This is a genomic window from Streptomyces formicae (assembly GCF_002556545.1).
Taxonomy (GTDB): domain Bacteria; phylum Actinomycetota; class Actinomycetes; order Streptomycetales; family Streptomycetaceae; genus Streptomyces; species Streptomyces formicae_A.
Genome location: NZ_CP022685.1, coordinates 6,195,067 through 6,221,276, shown reverse-complemented (window position 1 = coordinate 6,221,276; position 26,210 = coordinate 6,195,067). Strand labels below are relative to the sequence as shown.

The following is a 26,210-nucleotide window of genomic DNA, read 5'->3' as shown; positions in this document are numbered from 1 at the left end:
ACCCCGCGGCCCTCACTTCTCGCCGAGCACCTCGCGCAGGGTCCCCCGCAGCCGCTCCTGGTCCGCGCGCACGGCCTCGTACCGCGCCGCGTGGCGACGGATGTCGGCGCGCTGCTCCTCGTCGCTGACGACCCACCACACCCCGGCGACGTTCAGCTTCCTGTTGCACTCGACGTCGGCGACGGCCGTCCCCAACTCCCGCTGGCTACGTGCGGTGTTGCCGTCCGGGGCCCCGTCGCGCCACGCCTTGTCACGGAAGGCGTCGCGCGGACTTTCGTACGCCTTGTAGCCCTTGTCCTGAACGCAGCGCGACCACTCGCCAAAGATCCTGCGCACCCTCGGATCCTTGGCGACGACCTTGTCGATCTCCTCGGCGCGCTCGTCGACATACGCCCACAGGCGCGAGCGCTTCGTCTCGTCGCCCAGCAGCCGACGCGAACTCTCCCCGGTGCAGCCGCCGTTGGGCACCTTGCGGCCGTTCACCACGGCGGCCGTCCGCCCGGCCTCGCCGAAGTCGTTCAGCACCTCGTATTCCCGCTGCGTCACGGCCCGCCCCTCCGGCCCCTCGGCCTTCGGCGTGAACGTGGCGTCCGGGTCGAAGCCGTACCCCCAACGGCGGGCGTGGCCGAGGTCCAGCGTCCCGTACGGGGAGATCGAGACCACCGTCGAGGTGAAGGCCGACCCCATCTTCGGAAACGGCTCCGGCCGGGGGTTGAGGGGGAAGTCGGCGAAGCCGTAGGAGCGCATGCACCGCTGCACGAGACGCGACTTCGCCTGTCCCATGCGGCGGTTGTCGCGGTCGCTCAACTCATAGGCATCCAGGGGGAGTTCGGGGACGTCCGCGCTGGTCCTCACGCGCGGCTCGCCGTCCTCCGGCTCGCGACCTGAGACCCCGCCACCAGGACCGCCCCCGGCCCCACACCCCGCCAACACCGCCAACACCGCCCCCACCAGAGCGAGTACACCCCACCGCGCCCTCATCGAACCCCTCCCCGGGCGACATCACCGACCGTGGGACCCTACCCCCGCCGGAGCCGGGCCCCCGGACGGCCTCACGCCTTCAGGGCGGCCCCCACCATCGAGAGAACCTCGTCATCGGAAAGCCCGAGGTCGAGCGCGTCCGATACGAACTCCCGCACCCGCTCCACGAGTTGGGCGCGGGCCCGCGCCGCCGCGCTGTCGGCGACGATGGCACCCCGCCCCCTGCGGAGCTCGATCAGCCCCTCGTCCCGCAGGCGCTGGTAGCCGCGGAGCACGGTGTGGACGTTCACGCCGAGCGATCCCGCGAGCATCCGGGCGGCGGGCAGCCGCTCCCCGGGGCCGACGCTGCCGTCGACGACGGCGCGGCGCGCGCAGGCCGCGATCTGGTCGCCGAGCGGCACGGCCGATGTCGTATCGATCCGGAACAACATGTCGTCAGCGCTCCGCGGTCCGTCGTTCGACCAGGGTGTTGAGGAGCGCGGCAGCCGTGGCCGAGTCCTCCACGGTCACCGCGAACACCCTGCCACTCGTGCGCCGCACGACCAGCGCCTCGCCGGACCTGAGGATGATCCCGGACCGCCCTGGCCACACCCGGTAGCCCCAACCCCCGTAGTCGCCAACGGCGTTGACGTACTCGCTGTCCGCCCGCTCCATCCGGTCGAGCGGCAGCCGTACGCGCGGCCAGGGCACCACGCTCGGCGAGACGGTGAGACCGCGCCGGTCGACGGCGACGCAGGGCCTGGCGAACGCGGCGACGAGCAGCCCGGCCGCGACCAGGGAGAGCGGGGCCACCCACTCCCGCTGCACCCACGCCAGGCCGACCCCCGCCCCGGCCGTCGCGACACCGAGCCCGAAGAGCCACGGCGAGCCCGTCCTGCGCACCCACCCGGCCTGCTCCGCATCGCCGAGCCCGAGCCGCGCGGCATCGGTGTCCCGCACGGCGCCGCCCCCGTGCACGTCCGGCAGCGCCGTACGCCGGGCCAGCGCGAGCCCGAGGAGGGCCCCGATCCCCGCCGCCACCGCGGCGACGCCGACGGTCACGGCCAACTGCCACAGCGGGAACCGGGCCGACGCGCCGTCCGCGAGGTCACGGTTGGCGACGAGGCTCGCCGTCATCGGCCACCCGAGGAACGCGGCGGTCGCCCAGCAACCGGCCAGCAGCCCCACCACTCCACGCCGGTACGCGCGATATCCGCTCTTCAGCGCCACGAACGCGCCCACCGCGCCGAGCCCCACGAACAGCCCGCCGCCCACGGCGAGAAAGGCGCCCCGCCCGACGTACCCGTCGGCGGCGCCGTCGGGACCGAAGTGACTGGCCATCCGCCCGGGCAGCCGGTCCCTCAGCGCGGCGTACACCGCCAACTCCACGAGGAACGCGAGCACGAAAGGCAGGACGGCGAGCGAGACAAGACGAGCATCGGCGCGACGACTCCCGCGACCGGAATCTCCAACGAACCCCTCAACCTGCGACATATGAAAACCTCCCTTGTTCGCATCCTACTAGAACAATGAAGGCGCAAGAAGGCGCAAGAAGGCGCAAGAAGGCGAACAACCCACCGCCCTTCCGTGTCAACGGCCCCCGGCGGCCCCGGCATCGGCACTCCCGACGTCCGGCGCGTCCTCCCCGCCGGACGAACCCACGCCCCCGGACACCCCGGGGCCCTCGGCGTCCCGTCGGCCCCTGGACCTGACCCGCGAGTGGGAATGCCCGTGCCCGCGACGCCGGACGGCGGCCTCCCCGCTCTCCTCGTCCACGACGTACGCCGCACACTCCGGGTTACGGCACGGTCCCGGCCCCCACACGGGGACGAACACCCCGAGCACTTTGCGCCGCCGGATCGCCGTACCCACGATCTGCCCACAGCGCGCGCACACGGGTTCACCCTGCACTCCGGGGCCTGCCCCGCCCCCATCACTGCCCATGGCTTCAGGCTATTCCGGCCACGAACAGCGAGGCAGCCCCCGCGCCGTCAGCCGCTGACCCCGCCCACAACTCCGCGCGGCTCACGCCACATCGGCCACATGCGCGGGCCGTCGGGCAGGTCCAGCGCCGTCCCCATGAAGACGAACCCGAGTCGCGCGTACAGGTCGCGGCTGCGCGCGTTGCTCGCTTCGAGGTAGGCGTGCAGCCCGTCGCGGTCGCACCGCTCGAGGACGGCGTTGACCAACTCCGTGCCGAGCCCTTCGCCCTGCCGCTCCGGCCGCACGGCGATCATGTGCAGATACTCGTGGGCCCGGTCGGTCGGGTGGATCGCGTCCGTCAACCGCCCGATGAGCTCGACGCGTTCGTTCTCGGCGTCCACGGCCTCACGCAGCAGCGCGGGCCCGTCCTCCTCCCCCTCGGCCACCCCGCCGGGCACCGACCACCACAGGGCGGCGGCATCGCCGTCCTCGGTCACATCGACGTACCCCTCGGCGAGCGCGAGATCGAAGAAGGCCGCCATCAGCCCGCCGTGCATGCGCCGCCGGTGCTCCTCGCCGGGAAACACCCAACTGCTCACCGGATCCCGCAGGAACGCCTCGTCGAGCAGCCGGACGATGTCCGCCCGATCGGCCACCCCGGCCCGCCGTATCGCCACACCCACAGCCCACACCTCACCCAACTACACCGCTCACGCCAGCGGTTGCACCCTAAGCGATCACCTCCGTGGGCGGACGGCCGCGTGGCTGCGTGATTGCGTGCCTGTGTGGATGCATACCTGCGTACCTGCGTGGATGCGTGGCTGCTTGGCTGCTTGGCTGTGTGAGGGGACGAGCGCATCACGGGGCGGGCGACACCCAACGAGCGCATCACGGGGCGGGCGACACCCAACGAGCCGACGTCCAACGAGCCGACGCGTCACGCACCCGCCCCTGGCGCACCCGCAAGCTGCCGCACCTTAAGCCGCACCCTCAATACGTACGGCGAGTGACGAACTCCGCGAGCGCCAACAACCCACCCGCGGCCTCCGGATCGGGCACGGCCCGCGCCAACTGCCCCACCGCCCGGGACATCCGGTCCGCCGCGTGCACCTGCGCCCAGTCCCGTCCCCCGGCCCTCTCCACGGCCACGGCGACCCGCGCCAACTCACCCTCCCCCGAACCCGATCCCGCCGCCCCCGTGCCGTACAACTCCGCCAGCTCCCCCGCGGCCACCGTCCCCGACCCCAACGCGGCCACCACGGGCAACGACTTCCTCCGGGCCGCGAGATCCGCCCCCGCGGGCTTCCCGGCCCGCCCCGGATCCCCCCAGATCCCGATGACGTCGTCGATGAGCTGGAACGCGAGCCCGGCCTCGCGCCCGAACCCGTCGAGCGCCTCGACCTCCTCGCAGCCCGCCCCCGCGTACACCGCCCCCAGCGCACACGCACACCCGAGCAACGCCCCCGTCCTGGCCTCGGCCATCGCGAGGCACTCGTCGAGCGTGACCTCGTCGGGCCCGCGCCGCTCCAACGCCCAGTCGGCGTGCTGCCCCGCGCACAACTCCACCACGCACGCCGCAAGGCGGGCGGCCGCCACCGAGGCCCCGGGATGGGGGTCCTCGGCGAGCAGCCGCTGCGCCAGTGCCTGCAAGGCGTCCCCGGCAAGGATCGCGTCGGCGTCACCGAACACGGTCCACGCGGCGGGCCGGTGCCGACGCGTGGGGTCGCGGCCCATTACGTCGTCGTGCAGCAGCGTGAAGTTGTGGATCAACTCGACGGCCGCCGCGGCCCGCACGGCCATCGCGGGCTCCCCGCCGAGCGCCCGCACCGCGGCGAGCACGAGCGCGGGCCTGATGGCCTTGCCCGCGTGGCCGGCCGCGGCCGTACCGTCCGCGTGCTCCCAACCGAAGTGGTAGAGCGCGACCCGGCGCATGGACCCGGGCAGCGAGTCCACGGCCCGGCGAAGCTCCGGATCGACGCAGAGCCGCGCGGCCGCCAATATCTCACCGGCCTCACGTCCCGCGCCCGCTTCCGCCTCCGAACCCGTACGGAACCCCGAACCTGCCGTCGTGTCCGTCATGGACTCACCCCGAAAAGGATGTGGACGGTGGCTTTTCCTCGGCCTGTGGGCGCGTACGAAAGGCATGTACCCGGTGCGTCGAGCACGAACACGACCACGGCCGTTCTCTCACCTCCAGCGGCCGATCTCGACGTTCTCCAGTACGCCGAGCGCATCGGGCACGAGCACCGCGGCGGAGTAGTAGGTCGACACCAGGTACGAGATGATCGCCTGCTCGCTGATGCCCATGAACCGCACGGACAGGCTCGGCTCGATCTCGTCGGGGATGCCCGTCTGGTGCAGCCCGACGACGCCCTGCTCGTCCTCTCCCGTACGCATGCAGATGATGGACGTCGTCCGCGCCTCGGTGACCGGGATCTTGTTGCACGGGTAGATCGGCACCCCGCGCCAGGTCGGGATCCGGGTGCCGCCCACGTCGATGGTCTCGGGGACGAGCCCGCGCTTGTTGAGCTCGCGGCCGAACGCGGCGATCGCGCGCGGGTGGGCGAGGAAGAGCTTGGATCCGCGCCTGCGGCTGAGCAGCTCGTCCAGGTCGTCCGGGCTGGGCACGCCGTCGTGCGGCTGAAGGCGCTGGTCGTACTCGCAGTTGTTCAGGAGTCCGAACTCGCGGTTGTTGATGAGCTCGTGCTCCTGGCGCTCCTTGAGCGCCTCGACGGTCAGCCGCAGCTGGTGCTCGGTCTGGTTCATCGGCTGGTTGTAGAGGTCGGCCACGCGCGTGTGGATGCGCAGCACGGTCTGGGCGACGCTCAACTCGTACTCGCGCGGGGACGATTCGTAGTCGACGAACGTGCCGGGCAGCACCGCTTCGCCGACGTGGCCCGCCGAGAGGTCGATGGCCGCTTCACCGAACGCGTTGGTGCGCTGCGCAGGCACGGTGCGCAGCTGCTGGAGGTGGGCGCGCAGCGACTCCGAGCGCTCGGCGACCTGTTCGAGGTCCTGGCGGGGCAGCGTCAGGACGGTGCACGCGGTCACCGCGCGCGTGGTGTACTCCCAGATCGACTCGGCGTCGACGAGCGCCTGCTCGCCGAAGTAGGCGCCGTCGGCGAGCGTCCCGAGCACCGTGTCGTCGCCGTAAGGACCCGTGCCGATCTGCTCGACGCGGCCGTGCGCGAGCAGGAACACCTCGTCCGCCGCGCTGCCGAAGGAGGCCAGGACCTCACCCGCGGCGAATTCACGCTGGCGGCAGCGCTGCGCGAGCTCCCCGAGCACGTCCTGGTCCTCGAAGTCGCGCAGCACGGGCAGCTCACCGAGCTCGGCGGGGATGACCTGGACCTGGTCCCCCGTCTTCACGAAGGTCACCCGGCCGTCGCCAACCGAGTAGCTCAGCCTTCGGTTCACCCGGTACGTACCGCCCTGTACCTGCACCCATGGCAGCATCCGCAGCAGCCAGCGGGAGCTGATCTCCTGCATCTGCGGTGCCGACTTGGTGGTGGTGGCCAGATTCCGTGCCGCCGACGTGCCGAGACTCTGCTGCGGCTGCTCCGACTCGGCACGGATCTCTTCGCCTACCGACATTGGCTATGCCCTCCCCAGTACCCGCGGTGGTCTAGGCCGCCCACCCTTCCAGCACGGAGCGTGCTGGCGCCATTACACAAACGAGCGGGAATGGATCTCCCCCCGGCTGGGCAGGGCGGGCGTTTCCACTCGTTCGGCCCAGCTCGGGATGTGTCGGACCCCGCCGACTGGTGGGCTCGGGAGATGACCACCTCCGAGGCATCCGCAGCCGCCGCGGAGGACCCGGCTCCGTCGGCCCCGCTCGCGCCGCCGGGTGAGCGGGGCCCGGTCCGCTGGCTGCGCGCCGTCGGCCGGGCCTTCGAACCGGCCCGCCGCGCGCCCGTCACCGTGTTCGTCGTCGTCGCGCTGTGGGCGGTGGGCGCGTTCACGGGCAGCCTCGGCGGCGGCCCGCCCGAGGCGCTCCTGAACGACGTGGGCGTGGGGGTGCCCGCACTCGCGGGCGGCCGCTGGTGGACGCCGCTGACGTCGCTCCTGTGGTGTTCGGGGATCGGCAACTACGTCGGATCCACGCTGTTGTTGCTGCTGCTCGGCTCGGCGGCCGAACAGCGCATGGGGTCGGCGCGCACCGGCGTGGTGCTGTTCATCGGGCAGGTGCTCGGCTCGCTGCTGGGCACCGGGGTCGTCGAGCTCGGCTCGCTGGCGGGCGAGGACTGGCTCGACGGCCTCGCGCGGGACCTGACCGCCACGCCCGGCATCGCCGCCTGCGCGGTCGGCGCCTTCCTCAGCTTCCGGCTCAGCGCCCTGTGGCGGCGCAGGCTCCAGCTGACCCTGATCGTCTTCCCGCTGATGCTCGCGCTGTACGTCGGCCACCTCCAGAACGTCCTCGTACTGTTCGGCACGGTCGTCGGTCTAGGGCTCGGCGCGCTCGCGCACCGCGAGACGCACCGGCTGCGGATGCCGCACGCCTCGCACTCCGAGGGCCGGGTCTTGGTCGCCCTGGTGGTGGCCGCCTCCGCCATCGGCCCGCTCGTCGCCACGCTCTACAAGGACTCGCTCGGCCCCTTCAACGTCCTCGACCTGTACGTCTCGGGCGGCCCGAGCGCCCAGGAGATCGCGGACGCCTGCGTGAGCGCGGGCACGGAGTGCGCCCGCGTCCGTGCCGAGGACCACTTCTACGGCTCCCCCGCGATGCTCATGGGCATCGCCATCCCGCTGCTGCTCCTGGTCCTGGCCGAGGGGCTTCGGCGCGGTCTGCGGCTCTCCTGGCGGATCACGGTGGCCGCGCAACTGCTGTGGCTGGGGCTCATGGCGTACCTGCTGAGCGACATCGCCTCGCACGCGGACCGCTACGTCCTGGAGGGCAGCGAGCAGGCCGACCAGAAGGCCGCGATGATCCAGGCGGTCGTCGAGCAGATGCTGCTGCCGCTGCTCGTCCTCGTGCTGCTCCTCCTCGCCCGGAGGCTTTTCGACCAGCTCCTCGCCAAGGCCACCGTGACCTGGCTCCTGGGGACCGTCGGCGGCGCGCTCCTGCTGGCCTGCCTCGCCTACGTGGGCATCGGCTACGCGGTGCGCGACCAGTTCACGCCCGAGGCGACGTTCGCGAAGCTGGTGTCGGGCCTGCCCACCCAGTTCTTCCCGCCCAGCTACGAACCGTTCTTCTTCCAGGGCCAGGCCCCCGTCCCGGTCGGCGGGACCGCGCTCGCGCTGTACGAGTACTGCGGGATGCTCTTCTGGGTGGTCACCCTGATCGCCCTCTTCGTGGCGTTCCGGCGGCCCCTGACGCACGCCGACGACGAAGCGGCCACGCGCGCGCGTGCCCTGCTCGCGGCGCACGGCGGTGCCACGCTCTCGTATCTGACGACCTGGCCGGGCAACCACTACTGGTTCGCCGCGGACGGCAGGGCCGCGGTCGCCTACCGGGTGCACTCCACGGTCGCGCTCACCACGGGTGACCCGTTCGGCGCGGCGTCCGCGCGCGCGGACGCGATCGACGGCTTCGCCGAGTACTGCGACGAACGCGGCTGGACCCCCTGCTTCTACAGCGTCACCGCCGAGACCAAGGCCCGTACGGACGCGCTGGGCTGGAGTGCGGTGCAGGTCGCGGAGGACACCGTCGTACCGCTCGCGGAGCTGGCCTTCACGGGCAAGAAGTGGCAGGACGTGCGCACGGCCCTGAACAAGGCCAAGAAGGACGGCATCACCGCCGAGTGGCACTCCTTCCCCGACGCGCCGATCGCCCTGACGGACCAGATCCGCTCGATCTCCGAGGAGTGGGTGGCCGACAAGGGGCTGCCGGAGATGGGCTTCACGCTCGGCGGCCTCGACGAGCTCGACGATCCGCACGTGCGCTGTCTGCTCGCGGTCGACGAGGACCGCACGGTGCACGGCATCACGAGCTGGATGCCGGTCTACGGAGACGTCGGTGCGCTCGGGGACGGCGCCGAGCCGCGTCCGGTGGGCTGGACCCTGGACTTCATGCGACGCCGCTCCGACGGGTTCCGCGGCTCGATGGAGTTCCTGATCGCGTCGGCGGCACTCGGCTTCAAGGAGGAGGGCGCCGAGTTCCTGAGCCTCTCCGGAGCGCCACTGGCCCGCTCCGACACCGGCGAGCCGCCCGCCGCCCTGCAACGCCTCCTGGACCACGCGGGCCGCGTCCTCGAACCGGTCTACGGATTCCGTTCGCTGCTCAACTTCAAGGCGAAGTTCCAGCCCAGGTACCACCCGATGTACATGTGCTACCCGGATCCGGCGGCCCTGCCCAACATCACCCGGGCGATCGGCAAGGCGTATCTGCCGCACATGAAGCCGTCCCAGGGGGTACGCCTGATGCGCAAGCTCACGGCGTGACCGCACGGGTGCGGGGAACTACAAGATCCGCGCACCCGTTCAGACCACACGCGGGGCACCGGCCCCACCCGTACCCACCGCACCGACCGACAGGAGACAGCAATGGCAGGCTTCCTGGATCGCGCCAAGGAACAGGCGCAGAGCGCCCTCGCGCAGGGCAAGCAGAAGGTCGACGAGGTCCAGGAGAAGCGCGCGGGCGACGCCCTCCTGAAGAAGCTGGGCGCCGCGTACTACGCGGAGCGCCGGGGCACCGGCTCTCCCCAGGCCACCCAGCAGGCACTCCAGGCCCTGGAGAGCCACGTCGCGGCGAACGGCGACGGCTTCCTGCACGGCACCTGACCGGATCGGCTCGCACGGTGCCCGAACAGCCACCGGATTGCTTCCGAACAACTGGTCCGGGCACCGGAGTTCCGGTACAAGCAGGGCATACGAGGCGGACCGCGACCGGCGGCCGTCGCGCCTTGCAAAGGAGACGGTCATGGCCCCACCCATGTCCGCTGGCAGGTTCCTGGACATCCTGCGAGACGAAGGCGTGACCGTCGTCGAGGTAGGCGACTGGGAGCACCACAACCGCAACCACAAGGGCCCCTGGGGCCCCGTGCACGGCGTCGTGATCCACCACACGGTGACGTCGGGCAGCCAGCGCACGGTGGAGATCTGTCGCGACGGCTACGCGTCGCTGCCGGGCCCGCTCTGCCACGGCGTCATCACCAAGGACGGCCACGTCCACCTGGTCGGCTACGGCCGCGCCAACCACGCGGGGCTCGGCGACGACGACGTCCTGCGCGCGGTCATCGCCGAGAAGCGGCTGCCGCCCGACAACGAGGCGAACACCGACGGCAACCGCTACTTCTACGGCTTCGAGTGCGAGAACCTCGGCGACGGCGAGGACCCCTGGCCCGATGAGCAGCTGGAGGCGATCGAGAAGGTCTCGGCCGCGATCTGCCGCCACCACGGCTGGACGGAACGCTCGGTCATCGGCCACCTGGAGTGGCAGCCGGGCAAGGTGGACCCGCGCGGTTTCACCATGGACTGGATGAGGGACCGCATCGAAGAGCGCCTCAAGTAGCGCGCCGAGGGCCCGGCAAGGGGCTCCCCTGCCGGACGGCGTGCCACGGGGGACAATGGCGGGGTGCGTCCCACCCCGCCCGTCACCCCCGCCCCGGCCGCCCTGCGGCCCCGGCTGCCGTCGCCGTTGCAGGACGTCGACGACGACCGTTTCACCCGCCACGGCGTGCGGCTGCGACTCAAGCGGGACGACCTGATCCACCCGGACCTGCCCGGCAACAAGTTCCGCAAGCTCGTCCTGAACCTGGCGGCCGCGACCGACGCGGGCCACGACACCCTGCTCACCTTCGGCGGCGCCTACTCCAACCACCTGCGCGCCACCGCCGCCGCGGGCCGTCTCCTCGGGCTCGCCACGATCGGCGTGGTGCGCGGCGACGAGCTCGCCGAGCGTCCCCTGAACCCGTCCCTGACCCGTTGCGTGTCCGACGGCATGCGGCTGCGCTTCGTCGACAGGTCGACGTATCGCCGCAAGCACGAGCCCGGGACGCTGGCCGGGCTCCTGAGCGCGGCGGGCGCCCGCGACGCGTACGTGATCCCGGAGGGCGGCAGCAACTCCCTGGCCGTACGCGGCTGTACCGCGCTGGGCGAGGAACTGCGCGAGAGCACCGACGTGGCGGCCGTGGCCTGCGGCACCGGCGGCACCCTCGCGGGCCTGGCCGCCGGGCTCGGCCCGGACCGGCGGGCGCTTGGCATACCGGTCCTCAAGGGCGGCTTCCTGGGCCCCGAGATACGCGCGCTGCAACGCGGCACGTTCGGCGCCCCGACCGCCAACTGGCACCTGGACGACCGCTTCCACTGCGGCGGTTACGCCCGCACCACCCCCGAACTGCGCGCCTTCGCCGAGGACTTCGAGGACCGGCACGGCGACGAACTCGGCCTCTCCGTGGAACGCCTCTACGTGGCCAAGCTCCTGTACGCGCTGACCGCCCTCTCCGAAGAGGGCGCCTTCCGCCCCGGGACCCGCCTCACCGCCGTGATCACCGGCGCGCGCGAGGACACCTCTCAGTCCTCGACCTCCCGGTAGGCCGCCGCCTCCTCCAGGTCCAGCTTGCGCAGCAGCGTCCGCATCATCTCGTCGTCGATGCGCCGCTCGTCCCGCATCCTCACGAAGACCTCCCGCTCCGCGGCGATCGCCTCGCGCGCCAGCCTGCGGTAGGTGTCGTCCGCCGACTCCCCCGTGACGGGGTTCGGTTGGCCGAGCCGCTCCCACACGGAGTTGCGGCGCCGCTCCAGAACGGTCCGCAGACGGTCCTGGAGGGGCGGAGGAAGGCAGTTGCGGCGGTCCCGCATGAGTTCCTCCACCCGGGCCTCCGCGGCCTGCGAGGCGGCGTTCTGGGCCTGCGCCTCCGCGAGGGTCTGCGCCTGCGCGTCCCGGCCCGGCAGTTTCAGGACACGGATCAGCCACGGCAGCGAGAGTCCTTGCACGACGAGCGTGCCGATCACCGTGGTGAAGGTCAGAAACAGGACAAGATTGCGCGCGGGGAAGGGCTCCCCGTCGTCCATGACGAGCGGGATCGAGAAGGCGATCGCCAGCGAGACCACGCCCCGCATCCCGGCCCAGCTGACGATCAGCGGCCGCCGCCAGTCCATGTCGTCCTCGCGCTCCTTGATCCGCGTCGAGAGCCACCGGGGCAGATAGGTCGCCGGATACGACCACACGAAGCGCACGAGCACGACGAAGACGAAGACCCCGACCGCGTACCAGACCGCCTGTCCGACGCTGTACTCGCCGAGGCCCTTGAGCACGACGGGCAGCTGGAGCCCGATGAGCGCGAAGACCGCCGACTCCAGGATGAACGCGACGACCCGCCACACCGCGGCCTCCTGGAGCCGCGTCTCGAAGTCGACCTGCCAGGAGCGGTGCCCCAGGTAGAGGGCGACGACGACCACGGCGAGCACTCCGGAGGCGCCCACCTGTTCCGCGGCCGCGTACGCGACGAAGGGGATGAGCAGCGACAGCGTGTTCTGCAGCATCGCCTCCTTCAGGTGGGTGCGCAGCCAGTGGATCGGCACCATCAGGAGCAGCCCGACGCCGACCCCGCCGACCGCGGCCACCAGGAACTCCTGGATGCCGCCCGCCCAGCTCGCGCCCTCGCCGACGGCCGCGGCGAGCGCGACCTTGTAGGCGGTGATCGCGGTCGCGTCGTTCACCAGGGACTCGCCCTGGAGGATCGTGGTGATCCGCGAGGGCAGCCCCACCCGGCGCGCGATGGCGGTCGCCGCGACCGCGTCCGGGGGCGCGATGACGGCGCCGAGGACGAGCGCGGCGGTGAGCGGCAGGTCGGGGATGAGCAGATACGCGAGCCAGCCGACGGCGAGCGTGGCGAACAGGACGTAACCGACCGAGAGCAGCGCGACCGGCCTGAGGTTGGCGCGCAGGTCCAGATAGGAGCTCTCCAGGGCGGCCGTGTGCAGCAGGGGCGGCAGGATCAGCGGCAGCACGACGTGCGGATCGAGGTGGTAGCCCGGCACTCCGGGGACGTAGGCGGCGATGAGCCCCACCCCGACCAGGAGCAGCGGCGCGGGCACCGGAGTCCTGCGCGCGGCACCTGCCACCACCGCGCTCGCCGCGATCAGTGCCACCAGCGGCAATACGTCCATCGCCAGACCCCTCCGCGTTCCACGTTCCCGTCGTAACCTGGCCATCATGAACGAGTGCTCGCACGTCACAGCGCTGCCGCACCCCGAACCCGAGCCGCTGAGCGAAACGTGCCTCGAGTGCCTCGCGGTCGGCAGCCACCCCGTCCAACTGCGGTTGTGCCTGCTGTGCGGGCACGTGGGCTGCTGCGACTCGTCGCCGTTCCAGCACGCGACGGCGCACTTCAAGGACACCGGACATCCGGTGATGCGTACCTTCGAACCGGGCGAGAGCTGGCGCTGGTGCTTCGTGGACGGTTCGATCGTCTGAGCCCTGGGTACGTCACCCCCCTGTTGAAGTGACGGCCCGTACTTTGCAATTGGGCCCGCAGACCCCTAGCCACTGTCCGTACCCGTAGGCTTACTATGAGTGACAGCATCGGGGCGGGGTCCCCGGGACACGGAGCTGGGGAGCGCGGTAGCGTCACCGCAGAACGACGTGGTGCGTTACCCGTGTGACGCAGTCCGGACCCGCCGCTGCACGGCAGGCCCGGAGCCCCGAAAGTGCTTGTACCACCTTGGAGGTGAGGGTGTCCCAGATCGCAGGCGAGCCCGGGAATCAGGACTTCGTGGAGGTCCGCCTTCCGGCTGCGGGCGCCTACCTGTCGGTGCTGCGGACGGCGACGGCCGGCCTCGCGGCGCGTTTGGACTTCACTCTCGACGAGATCGAGGACCTCCGGATCGCGGTCGACGAGGCCTGCGCGATCCTGCTCCAGCAGGCCGTGCCCGGCTCCGTGCTCAGCTGCGTGTTCCGGCTCGTCGACGACTCACTGGAGGTGACGGTCTCGGCACCCACGACCGACGGCCGGGCCCCTGAGCGGGACACCTTCGCCTGGACTGTGCTGTCGGCCCTCGCGGGCCAGGTCGACTCCACCGTCGCCGAGGACAACACCGTCTCGATCAGCCTCTACAAGAAGCGCGGCGCGGGACCCGGGCCGGCGTGAGGAACGGGGACGGGCCGGTGCGGGACGAAGAGCGTGGCACACGAGGTCTGCCCGTCGGCGGCAGGGAGGGGATGCCCCGTATGACCACCGGAATCCCCGAGCAGCAGGCCAAGCCGCACCCGGAGGACCCGGGGAAGCCGGGTCCGCTGACAGTGGCCGATGTGTCGGAGCAGGCAGAGCCGACCGCCGAGGAGGGGCTCAGGAAGCTCTCCGGCCGAGGCGGCGGGCGACGGGCGGGAAACATGAGCGAGCACGAGCACAGCCGGCACGATCCACAGGACCGCAGCGGCGCACGCGCGATGTTCATCGAGTTGCGCGCCCTGAAGGACGGCAGTCGGGAGTACGCGGAGCTGCGCAATCAGCTGGTCCGCATGCACCTGCCGCTCGTCGAGCACCTGGCCCGCCGCTTCCGCAACCGCGGCGAGCCGCTCGACGACCTCACGCAGGTCGCCACGATCGGTCTGATCAAGTCGGTGGACCGCTTCGACCCGGAGCGCGGCGTGGAGTTCTCCACGTACGCGACGCCGACGGTCGTCGGCGAGATCAAGCGGCACTTCCGCGACAAGGGGTGGGCGGTCCGCGTGCCCCGGCGTCTTCAGGAGCTGCGGCTCGCGCTGACGACGGCGACCGCCGAGCTGTCCCAGCTGCACGGCCGCTCCCCCACCGTGCACGAGCTCGCGGAGAAGCTGGCCATCTCCGAAGAGGAGGTCCTGGAGGGCCTGGAGTCGGCGAACGCGTACTCCACGCTGTCCCTGGACGTCCCCGACACGGACGACGAGTCACCGGCCGTGGCGGACACGCTGGGCGCCGAGGACGAGGCCCTGGAGGGCGTCGAGTACCGCGAATCGCTCAAGCCCCTCCTGGAGGACCTGCCGCCACGCGAGAAGCGCATCCTGCTCCTGCGCTTCTTCGGCAACATGACGCAGTCGCAGATCGCCCAGGAGGTCGGCATCTCCCAGATGCACGTCTCGCGCCTGCTCGCACGCACGCTCGCGCAACTGCGCGAGAAGCTCCTCGTCGAGGAGTGACTGCTTCGCGGAGTGATTACTTCGCGGAGTAGTTACTTCACGGAGTGACTACTTCTGGTCCTGCACATCACCGGGGCCCCGGATCCCCAGGGCCTCGGTCGTCGCGGGATTGACCAGGAGGACGAGCGAGGCGATCGCCACGGCCGCGAGCGCGATGCCCGCCGGAATCGCCGCGCTGTCGGCCTGCAGCAGCTGCCAGGCCACCGGAAGCGCCATGATCTGCGTGATGATCGCGGGCCCCCGGCTCCAGCTGCGCAGCTTCAGGAGCCCGCGCGCGGCGAGCAGCGGAAGCAGCGCGAGGACGATCAGCGTGATGCCGCCCGTCTCGGCCTGCCGCGGGCTGTCGGGCGAGCCCGCGAGCCCCATCACGAGCATGTAGACACCCCCGCCGAGGAGGGCGAGCCCCTCCAGACCGGCGAGTGCCGCGGCGGCGGACAGCCGACCGGGGCGCGGCCCCGTCTCGGGCGCCTGAGGGGCTTCGGGGGTGGGTTTCCGCTCAGTACTCACTCCAGCAGGGTAGCTCTGCGTAGGCGCGGCCCGGCACCTCGGTCTAGGCCAGGTAAAGACGGCTAGGTAGTCTGCTTCGCATGCGTGCACTCCTCGTGGTCAATCCAGCGGCAACCACCACCAGTGCGCGTACGCGTGATGTCCTGGTCCACGCCCTCGCCAGCGAGATGAAGCTCGAGGCGGTCACTACGGAGTACCGCGGCCACGCCAGGGACCTCGGCCGGCAGGCCGCGGAGAGCAAGGACATCGAGCTGGTCGTCGCCCTCGGCGGCGACGGCACGGTCAACGAGGTCGTCAACGGCCTGCTGCACCACGGCCCCGACCCGGACAGGCTCCCCCGCCTCGCCGTCGTGCCCGGCGGCTCCACCAACGTCTTCGCGCGCGCCCTGGGGCTGCCGAACGACGCCGTGGAGGCCACCGGCGCCCTCCTCGACGCCCTGCGCGAGGGCAGCGAGCGCACGGTGGGGCTGGGCATCGCGGGCGGCACTCCGGGCACGGAGGACGAAGCCGTGCCGTCGCGCTGGTTCACGTTCTGCGCCGGTCTCGGTTTCGACGGCGGCGTGGTCGGCAGGGTCGAACAGCAGCGGGAGCTCGGCAGGCGCTCGACGCACGCCCTCTATGTGCGCCAAGTGCTCCGTCAGTTCCTCGACGAGCCGCACCGCAGGCACGGGATGATCACCCTGGAGCAGCCCGGCGAGGACCCGGTGACCGACCTGGTGATGTCCATAGTCTGCAACACCTCCCCCTACTCCTACCTGGGCAATCGCCCCCTGTACGCGTCCCCGCAGGCGTCCTTCGACACGGGCCTGGACGTGCTGGGCCTGAAGAAGCTCTCGACCGCCGCGGTGGCCAGGTACGGCACGCAGCTCCTGACGTCGACGCCGGATCGGGGACCGCACGGTAAGCACGCGGTTACGCTCCACGACCTCACGGACTTCACCTTGCAATCGAAGGTCCCCCTCCCCCTCCAGATGGACGGCGACCACCTCGGACTGCGGACGAGCGTGACGTTCACAGGCGTACGCCGTGCACTGCGTGTGATTGTGTGAGTGGAAGGGCCTAAAGTCCTTTCACTCGAACGTTTAGACCAGGGTCCACCCCATAGAAGTACGGCTGTGACCCAGTCGACACTGAGGAATCAAAAAAAACTTTCCTGAAGGGGTTGTATCCGCCGCCGAGGTTTGCGAATCTCTACATGGCGATCGGGACGGCCCGCAACATCGGCCCCACAGAGAGCCAGAACCCCTCCTCCACCACAGGTCCACACCAGGCGACTGGTTGTCGGCCCTTCCCGTGCGGGGGGATTCGTGAAAGCGTTCACATTCACAAGCAACCCGCATGTAATACCAAGGAGAGGTAGCAGCCATGGACTGGCGTCACAACGCCGTTTGCCGCGAGGAAGACCCCGAGCTCTTCTTCCCTATCGGCAACACCGGTCCTGCGCTGCTGCAGATCGAGGAAGCCAAGGCCGTCTGCCGCCGCTGCCCCGTCATGGAGCAGTGCCTGCAGTGGGCGCTCGAGTCCGGCCAGGACTCCGGCGTCTGGGGTGGCCTCAGCGAGGACGAGCGCCGCGCAATGAAGCGCCGCGCCGCTCGCAACCGTGCACGCCAGGCCAGCGCCTGACGACCACGCCCCCTACGAGCCTGAGCTTGGCGGCGCGTACAGCGAGTACGCATCTCCCGCCCCCGAGCCGCAGCCGCGCAGTACCCCCGATGCGCATCGCAACGTGAGCAGTGAGCCCCGGACCACATCGGTCCGGGGCTCACTGCTTTGCCGTGTCCGTTTGCCGTCGCTACGTACGGCTACCGCTCGTCACCCGTCTACTTGTCGCCGCTCACCGGCACGTCGAGGATGACCTGCGTGCCGCGCTCGGGGGCGCGGACCATGTCGAAGGTGCCGCCGAGCTCCCCCTCGACCAGCGTGCGCACGATCTGCAGGCCGAGGTTGCCCGAGCGGTGCGGATCGAAGTCGTCGGGCAGACCGACGCCGTCGTCCTGGACGGTGATCAGCAGCCGCGCCTCCTTGCTGGTGCCGCCGCGCACCGCGGAGACCTCGACCGTGCCGATGTCCCCCTCGCGGAAGCCGTGCTCCAGGGCGTTCTGCAGGATCTCCGTGAGCACCATCGACAGCGGGGTGGCGACCTCCGCGTCGAGGATCCCGAAGCGTCCGGTGCGCCGGCCCGTCACCTTGCCGGGTGAGATCTCGGCGACCATCGCGAGCACCCGGTCGGCGATCTCGTCGAACTCCACGCGCTCGTCCAGGTTCTGCGAGAGCGTCTCGTGGACGATGGCGATGGAGCCCACCCGTCGTACGGCTTCTTCGAGGGCTTCGCGGCCCGTCGCGGAATCGATGCGGCGGGCTTGCAGGCGCAGCAGCGCGGCGACCGTCTGGAGGTTGTTCTTCACCCGGTGGTGGATCTCCCGGATGGTCGCGTCCTTGGTGATCAACTCGCGCTCGCGGCGGCGGAGTTCGGTGACGTCGCGCAGGAGTACGAGCGAACCGATGCGGGGCCCCTTGGGCTTGAGCGGGATCGCGCGCAGCTGGATCACGCCGTCGCCGCCCTCGATCTCGAACTCGCGCGGCGCCCAGCCGCTCGCGACCTTGGCGAGCGCCTCGTCCACCGGGCCCCGGGACGGGGCGAGTTCGGCCGTCGCCCTGCCCAGGTGGTGGCCGACGAGGTCGGAGGCGAGCCCGAGGCGGTGGTACGCGGAGAGCGCGTTCGGCGACGCGTACTGGACGATGCCGTCGGCGTCGAGCCGCAACAGACCGTCGCCCACGCGCGGGGAGGCATCCATGTCGACCTGCTGCCCCGGGAACGGGAACGATCCCGCGGCGATCATCTGCGCGAGGTCGGACGCCGACTGGAGGTAGGTCAGCTCCAGGCGCGAAGGGGTGCGTACGGTCAGCAGGTTGGTGTTGCGCGCGATGACGCCGAGGACGCGCCCTTCCCTGCGTACGGGGATGGACTCGACCCGCACCGGGACCTCCTCGCGCCACTCCGGGTCACCCTCGCGCACGATGCGGCCCTCGTCGAGCGCGGCGTCGAGCAGCGGGCGGCGGCCGCGCGGGACCAGGTGGCCGACCATGTCGTCCTGGTAGGAGGTGGGGCCGGTGTTCGGCCGCATCTGCGCCACGGAGACATAGCGGGTGCCGTCGCGCGTGGGGACCCAGAGCACGAGGTCGGCGAAGGAGAGGTCGGAGAGCAGCTGCCACTCCGAGACCAGCAGGTGCAGCCACTCGAGGTCGGAGTCACCGAGAGCGGTGTGCTGGCGTACGAGTTCGTTCATGGAGGGCACGCGTGCGAGCGTACCTTTCGCTTCCCGACGAGCCGCGGCGCCAGGGGCAGGACCCTCAACCCACCCGCGGCACCGCAGCCCTTCAGGTGCATCGGCCGCCAGAATGTGCGGTACTGGCCGCCGATCGGGAGGCTCCGGCGCGGTCAGGGCAGAGAGCGCCGGTTCCTCGGTCCACCCTCCTGTGCGGGGAGGGCGGATGCTTTACCCACGCATTGTGGACTAGACCATTCTCCCATGTCTATGCGTCGGCGGATGTTTGTTGTCGTCTCTTCCTCCGAGTGTCAGACCGGGTTCTCCGGCCGTCGGCCCTGCGGCCACGCGCGCATGGCGAGATCGGCGACGGCCTCCAGGTCCTGCCGGGTCGCGCCGTCCCTGGCCTGCTGCGACATCCCCTGGAAGACCGCCGCCACATAGCGGGCAAGGGCGGCGGGGTCGGTGTCATCGGGCAGCTCCCCCGCCGCGACGGCCGCGCCGATGCGCGACTCGATGCCCGCCACGTTGGCGTTCCGCCGCTCCCGGAGGGCCTCTTCGACTTCGGGTGTCGTGCAGTTGGTGGCCGCGGTGATGACGAGGCAGCCACGGGGGTGGTCCGGGTCGGTGAACTCGGCGGCGGCCTCGTGCAGCAGCCGCGAGACCGCGCCGCGCACCGTCGGCTCCTCGTCGAGGGCGCGGCCGCCGAAGGCGCCGTGGGTGAGGCCGTAGCGCACGACGACCTCGTCGAAGAGCGTCCGCTTGTCGCCGAACGCGGCGTAGAGGCTGGGGGCCCCGATGCCCATCACGCGGGTGAGGTCGGAGACGGACGTCGCCTCGTACCCGTGCTCCCAGAAGGTGCGGATCGCCTGTTCGAGGGCCGTCTCGCGGTCGAAGGAGCGGGGTCGTCCGCGCTGTTTCGTCGCCATGGGGTGAATTGTATAGCGGGCGCTAGTAAATGGAATCGGGATCGGGTACGGTTTTTTCTGTAGCGACCACTAGAGAAAGAGGGGGCGCCTGACATGGGTGCACACGCGGGCAGGTTTGCGGGGAAGACGGCGCTGGTCACGGGCGGCAGCCGGGGCATCGGGCGGGGCATCGCCGAGCGGCTCGGGCGGGACGGGGCACGGGTCGGCGTGCACTTCGGGAGCAACGAGGTCGCGGCGAAGGAGACCGTGGCCGCGATCGAGGCCGAGGGCGGATCCGCCTTCGCGATCGGCACGGAGCTGGGCACCGAGGGGGACGCCCGGGCGCTGTGGTCCCGGTTCGACGCCCACGCGGACGGCCTGGACATCCTGGTGAACAACGCGGGGATCGGTACGTCGAGTTCCTTCACCGAGACGGAGGTGGCGGAGTACGACCGGCTGTTCGCCGTGAACGTGAAGGCGCCGTACTTCATCACGCAGCTCGGCGCGGAGCGGCTGCGGGACGGCGGCCGGGTCATCAACATCTCGTCCGGCCTCTCGCGGGCCGCGGCGATGCCGGAGATCATGGCGTATGCCATGACCAAGGGCGCCCTGGACGTGTTCACGCAGAACCTCTCGAAGGTCCTCGGCCCGCGCGGGATCACGGTCAACTCGGTGGCCCCGGGGATCGTGGACACCGACAACAACGCCGGATGGCTGCGCGGCGAGGAGAACAAGGACGCGTGGGAGAGCTCCGCCAAGCTGTCCGCGCTCGGCCGCATCGGCGAGGCGTCGGACATCGGCGACGTGGTGTCCTTCCTCGCCTCGCACGACGGCCGATGGGTCACCGGGGCGTGGATAGACGCGACGGGCGGGTCCCTGACGTGACCCCTCGGCCGCGTCAGCGGGTCTCCGTCACCTTGGCCAGAGCCCTGGGCGCGTCCGGGTCCTGCCCGCGCGCGATCGTCACCTCGTAGGCGAGCAGTTGCAGGGGGATGATCTCCAGGATCGGCTGGAGCGCCTCCGGTACGCCGTCGGTGGGCAGGACGAAACCGGCCGACGCCTGCTCGACCTGGGCCTTCGGGCCGATGACCACCAGGTCGGCGCCGCGTCCGCGCAGCCGGTCGAGCACGGGCTGGAGCGCCTCGCCGCCCCGGCCGTCCGTCACGACGGCGATGACCGGTGAGATGTTGTCGACCATCGCGAGCGGGCCGTGCAGCAGGTCGGCGCCGGAGTAGGCGAGCGCCGGGATGTAGCTGGTCTCCATCAGCTTCAGGGCCGCCTCTTTGGCGGTCGGGTAGCCGTAGCCACGAGAGGTGATCACCATGCGTTCCGCGAAGCGGTAGCGGGCGGCCAGGTCCTTGATCTCGCCCTGTCTGTCGAGGAGTTGGGCCGCGAGGTCCGGCAGCCGCGCGGCGCCCGCGTCGTCGCCGCCGGGGCCGGCGAGCCCTTCGACGAAGAGGTGGAGGGCGAGCAGGGCGGCGGTGTAGGTCTTCGTCGCGGGGAGCGCCTTCTCCGGTCCCGCGAGGATGTCGATGTGGTGTTCGCAGACGGCGGCCAGGGGCGAGTCCGGGTTGTTGGTCACCGCGAGCGTGATCGCACCGGCCTCGCGCGCGGCCTGGGCCGAGGCGACCAGATCGGGCGAGCCGCCGGACTGGCTCACGGTGACGACCAGGACGTCCCGCAGGTCGGGCTTGGCGCCGTAGGCCGTGATCGTGGACATCGAGGTGAGGCCGCAGGGCAGGCCGAGACGCACTTCGAGGAGGTACTTCGCGTAGAGCGCGGCGTGATCGGAGGTGCCACGGGCGGAGAGCAGGACGAAGCGGGGCTTCTTCTCGGCGACGCGTCGCGCGGTCTCCTGGATCTCGGGGGCGCCGGTATCGAGGATGCGGCGCAGGACCTCGGGCTGCTCGGCCATCTCCCGGCACATGATCCGACCCGGCCGCTCGCTCTGCGGGTGGTGCCCGTCCTGGGGAGTCATGGCGGTCATGCCTCCCACTCTCCCCGCTCGGGGCGCGGGGCGCCTCTGCTGCGGGCCGACTCGTGACGAGGCAGGGGGCGGGAGCGGAAGAGCGAGGGCAGCGGGAGGGGCAGGGGGCGGGGGCGGGAGGGATGTGGGGTGGGGTTCGCGTCGGTGTCGGGCGCTCGACGGGCGGAGGCGGTGTGGAGAGCCCAGCATGGACCGCAGGAATCGACTGTTCTGGCGGCCCAGCTCTGCTAGATTGGTCTATACCACCAGTCCTCTTGAGCCCCTCTCCAGATCGGCAGGCCCAGCGTGGAAGTTGTCATCGTCCCGGACGCCAAGGCAGGCGGCGAGCTCATCGCGGAGGCCATGGCCGCCCTGGTGCGCCGTAAGCCTGACGCCCTGCTCGGTGTCGCCACCGGATCCACCCCGCTGCCCATCTACGAGGCGCTGGCCGCCAAGGTCGCCGCCGGTGCCGTGGATGCCTCGCGCGCGCGCATCTGCCAGCTCGACGAATACGTCGGGCTGCCGGTCGGGCACCCCGAGTCCTACCGTTCCGTGGTCCTGCGCGAGGTCGTCGAGCCGCTCGGGCTCAGCGAGTCCTCCTTCATGGGTCCCGACGGCAGCGCGGACGACGTGCAGGCCGCCTGCGAGGCGTACGACAAGGCGCTCGCCGCAGCCGGTGGCGTGGATCTCCAGCTGCTCGGCATCGGGACCGACGGGCACATCGGGTTCAACGAGCCGTGCTCGTCGATCGCCTCGCGGACGCGCATCAAGACGCTGACGGAGCAGACGCGGGTGGACAACGCGCGCTTCTTCGACGGCGACATCGAGCAGGTCCCGCACCACGTCATCACCCAGGGGATCGGCACGATCCTGGAGGCGCGGCACCTGGTGCTGCTCGCCACGGGCGAGGGCAAGGCGGACGCGGTGGCCGCGACGGTCGAGGGCCCTGTGGCCTCCGTCGTGCCGGCGTCGGCGTTGCAGCTGCACCAGCACGCCACGGTCGTCGTGGACGAGGCCGCGGCCTCCAAGCTGAAGCTCGCCGACTACTTCCGGCACGCCTACACCAACAAGCCCGACTGGCAGGGCCTGTAAGGGAGTTCGGCGGCTCGACGGCCGCCGGTCAAGACGCCGGAAGGGGCGCCCCCACCAGGGGGCGCCCCTTCCGGCGTCGGTGCCTGTCGCGGGCGTCAGCCGCCGGTGACGACCTCCGCCGCCGCGGTCCCGCACACCCGTGCCGCACCCCGCGTGGCGATGTGCAGGGCGCCGATCGGGGCGGACTGGGGCACGCCCATCTCCACCACGACCGTGTCCGGACGGGCCGAGACGAGGGTCTTCAGGGCGTCGGACATCCAGGCGTGCCGGTGGGCGTCGCGGACCACCGCGACGACGCGGCGCTCCCCCGCGGCCGCGAGCGCCTTCGCGCCCGCGCCGTCCCCGGAGAAGGTGCCCGACTCCGTGCCGGGGAAGGTGGCCGTCAGTTCGGCGGTCACGCCCCAGGGGGTCTCGTCGCCGACCGCGATGTTCGGCAGCGGGGAGAACGTGGCGACGTAGGGGGCCTCGGTGACCGGGGCCGCGTACGTCTCGCCGCGGGTGACGGTCAGCGCGCGGCGGGCCGCGACGAGACCGATCTCGGTGTCGGGCGCGCCCCCCGAACGACTGGCCGCGCCCGACACCGAGGTCCAGCTCGCCAACGCCCTGACCCGCTCGGCCGCGTCGGCGAGGCGCTCCTCGGAGAGCTCCCCGGTGCGGACCGCCTCGATGAAGGCGTCCCGCAGGCGCACCACGGTCCCCTCGTCCGAGGGGCCGCCGCCGGTGCAGATCGCGTCGGCGCCCGCGGCGATGGCGAGCACACAGCCGCGCTCGAAGCCGTAGGTCCCGGCGATCGCGTGCATGTCCATGCCGTCGGTGACGATCAGGCCCTGGTAGCCGAGTTCCTCGCGGAGCAGGCCCGTGAGGATGCGGCGCGAGACCGTCGCCGGGTTCTCCGGGTCGAGCGCGGGCACCAGGAGGTGGGCGCTCATCACGGCGCGCGTGCCCGCGGCGATCGCGGCGCGGAAGGGCGCCAGGTCGCGGGAGTCGAGCACGTCCCTGCCGACGTCGATGAGCGGCACCGAGTGGTGCGAGTCGACCGCGGTGTCGCCGTGCCCGGGGAAGTGCTTGGCGGAGGTGGCGACGCCGGACGACTGCATGCCCTCGACGTAGGCGGCGGTGTGCCGCGCGACCAGGAGGGGGTCGGATCCGAAGGAACGTACGCCGATGACCGGGTTGTCCGGGTTGGCGTTGACGTCCGCGGACGGCGCCCAGTTGAAGTTGATGCCGCAGGCGGCCAGGCGGCGGCCGAGGTCGGCGGCGACCTCACGGGTGAGGTCGGTGTCGTCGACGGCGCCGAGCGCGTGGTTGCCCGGGTAGGAGGAGCCGGTGCGCACCTCCAGGCGGGTGACGTCGCCGCTCTCCTCGTCGATGGCGATCAGGAGGTCGTCGCGCTCGGCCTTGAGCTGGGCGGTGAGGGCGGTGACCTGCTCGGCGGTCCGCACGTTGCGGCCGAACAGACTGACGGAGGCGAGGCCCTCGTCGATCCGGCGGCGCACCCAGTCCGGCACGGCGGTGGTGCCGTCGAAGCCGGGCTGGAGGACGGTCAGGGCGTTGCGGGTGAGCGTGTCACCGGCGTGGGTGGTGGAGGTCGTCATGGTGCGGCGTTATCCCTTCACTGCGCCGTCGGTCAGGCCGCTCACGGCCCTGCGCTGCAGGAAGACGAAGAGGATCAGGATCGGGATGGCGAAGAGCGAGGCCGCGGCCATGGTGGCGCCCCAGTCGTCGCCGAATTGGGTCTGGAAGCTGGAGAGCCATACCGGCAGGGTCTTGGACTCTGCTTCCTTGTTGAGCACGAGGACCAGCGGGAACTCGTTCCAGGCGGTGATGAAGCCGAAGAGCGAGGTCGACATCAGGCCCGGCGCGAGCAGCGGCAGGATCACCCGGCGGAACGCCTGCATACGGGTGCAGCCGTCCACCATGGCGGACTCCTCCAGCTCCTTGGGCACCGCGGCGACGAAGCCGCGCAGCGTGAGGAGCGTGAAGGGCAGGATCATCACCATGTAGAAGAGGGTCAGCGGGATCAGGCTGTTCAGCATGTCCGCGTCGCGCACGATGATGTAGATCGCGATGACCATGACTTCCCACGGCGCCATCTGCGCCAGCATGAAGCCGATGATGAAGCCGCGTCGGCCCTTGAAGCGCATCCGGGCCAGGGCGAAGGCCGCGGTCACGCCGATGATGAGCGAGAAGACCACCGCGAGCAGCGTGACGATGAGGGAGTTGCCCGCCATCGTCCAGAAGTGGTCGGCGTTCACCGCCGTCTTGAAGTGTTCGAAGGTGGCGTCGGTCGGGAACCAGACCGGGTCCTCGGCGATGATGTCGCCGGTCGGCTTGAAGGCCGTCGCGAACATCCAGTACACGGGGAAGACGCAGAAGACGAACATGACGACAGCGACCAGGTTGGGCCACAGGCGGCCCATCAGCGAGCGCTTCACAGCTCGTCCTCCTCTTGCTTGAGCACGATCCGCAGGTAGAACGAGGTGATGGCCAGCAGGATGATGATGGTGAGCAGCGCGATCGCGGCACCCATGCCGAAGTGCTGGTTGCCCATGCCCTCGATGTAGGCGTAGACGGGCAGGATCTCGGTGAGCCGGTCGGGTCCGCCCTCGTTGATCGTGAAGACCTGTACGAACGCCTTGAAGACCCAGATGATCTCCAGGAACGTCGTGGCGTAGAGGAAGGGCCGCAGGTACGGCATCGTGACCTGGGTGAACTGCTTCCAGGCACCGGCGCCGTCGAGCGACGCGGCCTCGTACAGCTCCTTGGGAATGGTGGTCGTGGCGGCGTACAGGTTGATCGCCACGAAGGGGATGGACATCCAGACGATCAGCAGCAGGACGACGAAGAAGGTCGAGTACTGCGTGGCCAGCCAGTCGTGGTCGGCCATCGACTCGAAGCCGATCTTGGCGAGCACCCAGTTGACGACGCCGAAGCGCTGCGCGAACAGCCACTGGTAGACGGTGCTCGCCGCGACGACGGGCATGGCCCAGGCGAGCACGAGGCCGACCAGGAGGAACGTGCGCATCTTCCGGCCGAGGCGCGCGAGGAGCAGTCCCACCAGCGTGCCGAGGACCATGATCAGCACGACGTTGACGGCGGTGAAGGCGATCGAGCGTCCGGTGACCCGCCAGAAGTCCTCGCCGGTGAGGACCTCCTTGTAGTTGTCGAACCCGTTCCACTCGGTCAAGTGCAGGATGAACTGCCGCATGTTGAGGTTCTGGAACGACAGGATCCCGTTGTTGACCAGCGGCCAGCCCAGCAGCAGCAGGGTGACGATGATCGCGGGGGCAAGAAGCAGATAGGGCGTGACGCCGGTGAGACGTCCGGCGGATCTGCGCGGGCCCCCTGGTCGTGGCCCGCCGTCCGATGTCTGCACCTCCGTCGGGCCGGAGGGCGGCCGTTCGGTCTTCTGCACGGTCATGCTCGCCATCTCTTTCGTGGGCAACGCGAGGCGCTGTGATCAGCGCGGAGAACGCGGAGTGCGCGGCGGGGGAACACGCGGCACTCATGGGTACGCCGGGGGCGGCGGG

25 protein-coding genes are annotated in these 26,210 nt (G+C 70.9%); 11 read left to right on the top strand and 14 right to left on the bottom strand.

Annotated elements, in window-relative coordinates; translation table 11 throughout:
* Positions 1–12: 12 nt before the first annotated feature.
* From KY5_RS27345 to KY5_RS27315, 6 genes are all read right to left on the bottom strand, one after another.
* Positions 13–855: a hypothetical protein gene (locus KY5_RS27345; RefSeq protein WP_098244716.1), complete on the bottom strand. Its 843-nt coding sequence runs from the start codon at positions 853–855 to the stop codon at positions 13–15.
* Positions 856–1,052: 197 nt separating this feature from the next.
* A complete protein-coding gene (locus KY5_RS27340; protein WP_098244715.1) occupies positions 1,053–1,412 on the bottom strand; it encodes a GntR family transcriptional regulator in 360 nt (119 codons plus the stop codon).
* 4 nt (positions 1,413–1,416) lie between these two features.
* Positions 1,417–2,364 carry a DUF1648 domain-containing protein gene (locus KY5_RS27335; protein ID WP_234362880.1) on the bottom strand — a complete coding sequence of 316 codons (948 nt, stop codon included), beginning with the start codon at positions 2,362–2,364 and terminating at the stop codon, positions 1,417–1,419.
* 587 nt (positions 2,365–2,951) lie between these two features.
* Positions 2,952–3,566, bottom strand: a complete 615-nt coding sequence (locus KY5_RS27325) for a GNAT family N-acetyltransferase (RefSeq protein WP_098244713.1) — start codon at positions 3,564–3,566, stop codon at positions 2,952–2,954.
* Between the two features lie 307 nt (positions 3,567–3,873).
* Positions 3,874–4,962: a family 2 encapsulin nanocompartment cargo protein polyprenyl transferase gene (locus tag KY5_RS27320; protein WP_199843264.1), complete on the bottom strand. Its 1,089-nt coding sequence runs from the start codon at positions 4,960–4,962 to the stop codon at positions 3,874–3,876.
* 108 nt (positions 4,963–5,070) lie between these two features.
* Positions 5,071–6,477: a family 2B encapsulin nanocompartment shell protein gene (locus KY5_RS27315; protein WP_098244711.1), complete on the bottom strand. Its 1,407-nt coding sequence runs from the start codon at positions 6,475–6,477 to the stop codon at positions 5,071–5,073.
* Between the two features lie 183 nt (positions 6,478–6,660).
* On the opposite strand from KY5_RS27315, the gene KY5_RS27310 reads away from it, so the two are divergent.
* The 4 genes from KY5_RS27310 (at position 6,661) to KY5_RS27295 (ending at position 11,356) form a co-directional block, all read left to right on the top strand.
* Positions 6,661–9,264 carry a bifunctional lysylphosphatidylglycerol flippase/synthetase MprF gene (locus tag KY5_RS27310; protein WP_159072603.1) on the top strand — a complete coding sequence of 868 codons (2,604 nt, stop codon included), beginning with the start codon at positions 6,661–6,663 and terminating at the stop codon, positions 9,262–9,264.
* Positions 9,265–9,366: 102 nt separating this feature from the next.
* Positions 9,367–9,603, top strand: coding sequence for a hypothetical protein (locus KY5_RS27305; RefSeq protein ID WP_098244709.1), 237 nt, complete (start codon positions 9,367–9,369; stop codon positions 9,601–9,603).
* A 139-nt stretch (positions 9,604–9,742) separates the two neighbouring features.
* Positions 9,743–10,333: an N-acetylmuramoyl-L-alanine amidase gene (locus tag KY5_RS27300; protein ID WP_098244708.1), complete on the top strand. Its 591-nt coding sequence runs from the start codon at positions 9,743–9,745 to the stop codon at positions 10,331–10,333.
* A gap of 63 nt (positions 10,334–10,396) precedes the next feature.
* Complete coding sequence (locus KY5_RS27295) at positions 10,397–11,356, top strand: 1-aminocyclopropane-1-carboxylate deaminase/D-cysteine desulfhydrase (RefSeq protein WP_098244707.1); 960 nt, start codon at positions 10,397–10,399, stop codon at positions 11,354–11,356.
* Here KY5_RS27295 and KY5_RS27290 read toward each other — a convergent pair.
* On the bottom strand, positions 11,335–12,933 hold the full coding sequence (locus tag KY5_RS27290) for a Na+/H+ antiporter (RefSeq protein ID WP_098244706.1): 1,599 nt from the start codon (positions 12,931–12,933) through the stop codon (positions 11,335–11,337). The two genes, KY5_RS27295 and KY5_RS27290, sit on opposite strands and share 22 nt — an antisense overlap.
* 46 nt (positions 12,934–12,979) lie before the next feature.
* Between KY5_RS27290 and KY5_RS27285 the strand changes: the two genes are divergently transcribed.
* From KY5_RS27285 to KY5_RS27275, 3 genes are all read left to right on the top strand, one after another.
* Positions 12,980–13,240, top strand: coding sequence for a UBP-type zinc finger domain-containing protein (locus KY5_RS27285; protein ID WP_055551725.1), 261 nt, complete (start codon positions 12,980–12,982; stop codon positions 13,238–13,240).
* A 259-nt stretch (positions 13,241–13,499) separates the two neighbouring features.
* Positions 13,500–13,913: an anti-sigma regulatory factor gene (locus KY5_RS27280; protein WP_030780840.1), complete on the top strand. Its 414-nt coding sequence runs from the start codon at positions 13,500–13,502 to the stop codon at positions 13,911–13,913.
* Complete coding sequence (locus tag KY5_RS27275; RefSeq protein WP_098244705.1) at positions 13,910–14,941, top strand: RNA polymerase sigma factor SigF; 1,032 nt, start codon at positions 13,910–13,912, stop codon at positions 14,939–14,941. The genes KY5_RS27280 and KY5_RS27275 overlap by 4 nt, the downstream gene beginning before the upstream one ends.
* Positions 14,942–14,989: 48 nt before the next feature.
* Here the strand turns inward: KY5_RS27275 and KY5_RS27270 are convergent, their stop codons facing one another.
* Entirely contained in the window at positions 14,990–15,448 is a 459-nt protein-coding gene (locus KY5_RS27270) for a hypothetical protein (protein ID WP_098244704.1), read from the bottom strand.
* An 80-nt stretch (positions 15,449–15,528) separates the two neighbouring features.
* Between KY5_RS27270 and KY5_RS27265 the strand changes: the two genes are divergently transcribed.
* Together KY5_RS27265 and KY5_RS27260 are read left to right on the top strand one after the other, a co-directional pair.
* A complete protein-coding gene (locus KY5_RS27265; protein ID WP_098244703.1) occupies positions 15,529–16,497 on the top strand; it encodes a diacylglycerol/lipid kinase family protein in 969 nt (322 codons plus the stop codon).
* A 316-nt stretch (positions 16,498–16,813) separates the two neighbouring features.
* The gene (locus KY5_RS27260; RefSeq protein ID WP_016639615.1) at positions 16,814–17,071 is read left to right on the top strand and encodes a WhiB family transcriptional regulator; all 258 of its coding nucleotides are present in this window, start codon (positions 16,814–16,816) and stop codon (positions 17,069–17,071) included.
* 197 nt (positions 17,072–17,268) lie between these two features.
* Here KY5_RS27260 and KY5_RS27255 read toward each other — a convergent pair whose 3' ends face one another.
* Both KY5_RS27255 and KY5_RS27250 read right to left on the bottom strand, forming a co-directional pair.
* Positions 17,269–18,735, bottom strand: a complete 1,467-nt coding sequence (locus KY5_RS27255) for a PAS domain-containing sensor histidine kinase (RefSeq protein WP_199843635.1) — start codon at positions 18,733–18,735, stop codon at positions 17,269–17,271.
* Between the two features lie 290 nt (positions 18,736–19,025).
* On the bottom strand, positions 19,026–19,643 hold the full coding sequence (locus KY5_RS27250; RefSeq protein ID WP_098244701.1) for a TetR/AcrR family transcriptional regulator: 618 nt from the start codon (positions 19,641–19,643) through the stop codon (positions 19,026–19,028).
* Between the two features lie 93 nt (positions 19,644–19,736).
* Between KY5_RS27250 and KY5_RS27245 the strand changes: the two genes are divergently transcribed.
* Positions 19,737–20,507: an SDR family oxidoreductase gene (locus KY5_RS27245; protein ID WP_098244700.1), complete on the top strand. Its 771-nt coding sequence runs from the start codon at positions 19,737–19,739 to the stop codon at positions 20,505–20,507.
* Positions 20,508–20,520: 13 nt separating this feature from the next.
* Here KY5_RS27245 and KY5_RS27240 read toward each other — a convergent pair whose 3' ends face one another.
* Positions 20,521–21,609 carry an SIS domain-containing protein gene (locus KY5_RS27240; protein ID WP_098244699.1) on the bottom strand — a complete coding sequence of 363 codons (1,089 nt, stop codon included), beginning with the start codon at positions 21,607–21,609 and terminating at the stop codon, positions 20,521–20,523.
* A 285-nt stretch (positions 21,610–21,894) separates the two neighbouring features.
* Between KY5_RS27240 and nagB the strand changes: the two genes are divergently transcribed.
* The gene (gene nagB, locus KY5_RS27235) at positions 21,895–22,680 is read left to right on the top strand and encodes a glucosamine-6-phosphate deaminase (RefSeq protein ID WP_098244698.1); all 786 of its coding nucleotides are present in this window, start codon (positions 21,895–21,897) and stop codon (positions 22,678–22,680) included.
* Between the two features lie 95 nt (positions 22,681–22,775).
* On the opposite strand, the gene KY5_RS27230 is transcribed toward nagB, so the two are convergent.
* From KY5_RS27230 to KY5_RS27220, 3 genes are read right to left on the bottom strand one after another with little or no spacing between them, the layout of a single operon-like run.
* Positions 22,776–24,275 (bottom strand): glycoside hydrolase family 3 protein, encoded by a 1,500-nt coding sequence (locus KY5_RS27230; protein ID WP_098244697.1) that lies wholly within the window; start codon positions 24,273–24,275, stop codon positions 22,776–22,778.
* Positions 24,276–24,284: 9 nt separating this feature from the next.
* Positions 24,285–25,115 (bottom strand): carbohydrate ABC transporter permease, encoded by an 831-nt coding sequence (locus tag KY5_RS27225; protein ID WP_098244696.1) that lies wholly within the window; start codon positions 25,113–25,115, stop codon positions 24,285–24,287.
* Positions 25,112–26,101 (bottom strand): carbohydrate ABC transporter permease, encoded by a 990-nt coding sequence (locus KY5_RS27220; protein WP_098247506.1) that lies wholly within the window; start codon positions 26,099–26,101, stop codon positions 25,112–25,114. The genes KY5_RS27225 and KY5_RS27220 overlap by 4 nt, the downstream gene beginning before the upstream one ends.
* Positions 26,102–26,210: the final 109 nt, after the last annotated feature.

Coding starts and splice junctions, on each gene's coding strand:
- KY5_RS27340 (WP_098244715.1), bottom strand. CDS start 1,412: ATGTTGTTCCGGATCGATACGACATCGGCCGTGCCGCTCGGCGACCAG.
- KY5_RS27320 (WP_199843264.1), bottom strand. CDS start 4,962: ATGACGGACACGACGGCAGGTTCGGGGTTCCGTACGGGTTCGGAGGCG.
- KY5_RS27315 (WP_098244711.1), bottom strand. CDS start 6,477: ATGTCGGTAGGCGAAGAGATCCGTGCCGAGTCGGAGCAGCCGCAGCAG.
- KY5_RS27310 (WP_159072603.1), top strand. CDS start 6,661: ATGACCACCTCCGAGGCATCCGCAGCCGCCGCGGAGGACCCGGCTCCG.
- KY5_RS27305 (WP_098244709.1), top strand. CDS start 9,367: ATGGCAGGCTTCCTGGATCGCGCCAAGGAACAGGCGCAGAGCGCCCTC.
- KY5_RS27300 (WP_098244708.1), top strand. CDS start 9,743: ATGGCCCCACCCATGTCCGCTGGCAGGTTCCTGGACATCCTGCGAGAC.
- KY5_RS27290 (WP_098244706.1), bottom strand. CDS start 12,933: ATGGACGTATTGCCGCTGGTGGCACTGATCGCGGCGAGCGCGGTGGTG.
- KY5_RS27285 (WP_055551725.1), top strand. CDS start 12,980: ATGAACGAGTGCTCGCACGTCACAGCGCTGCCGCACCCCGAACCCGAG.
- KY5_RS27265 (WP_098244703.1), top strand. CDS start 15,529: ATGCGTGCACTCCTCGTGGTCAATCCAGCGGCAACCACCACCAGTGCG.
- KY5_RS27260 (WP_016639615.1), top strand. CDS start 16,814: ATGGACTGGCGTCACAACGCCGTTTGCCGCGAGGAAGACCCCGAGCTC.
- KY5_RS27255 (WP_199843635.1), bottom strand. CDS start 18,735: ATGAACGAACTCGTACGCCAGCACACCGCTCTCGGTGACTCCGACCTC.
- KY5_RS27250 (WP_098244701.1), bottom strand. CDS start 19,643: ATGGCGACGAAACAGCGCGGACGACCCCGCTCCTTCGACCGCGAGACG.
- KY5_RS27245 (WP_098244700.1), top strand. CDS start 19,737: ATGGGTGCACACGCGGGCAGGTTTGCGGGGAAGACGGCGCTGGTCACG.
- KY5_RS27240 (WP_098244699.1), bottom strand. CDS start 21,609: ATGACCGCCATGACTCCCCAGGACGGGCACCACCCGCAGAGCGAGCGG.
- KY5_RS27230 (WP_098244697.1), bottom strand. CDS start 24,275: ATGACGACCTCCACCACCCACGCCGGTGACACGCTCACCCGCAACGCC.
- KY5_RS27220 (WP_098247506.1), bottom strand. CDS start 26,101: ATGACCGTGCAGAAGACCGAACGGCCGCCCTCCGGCCCGACGGAGGTG.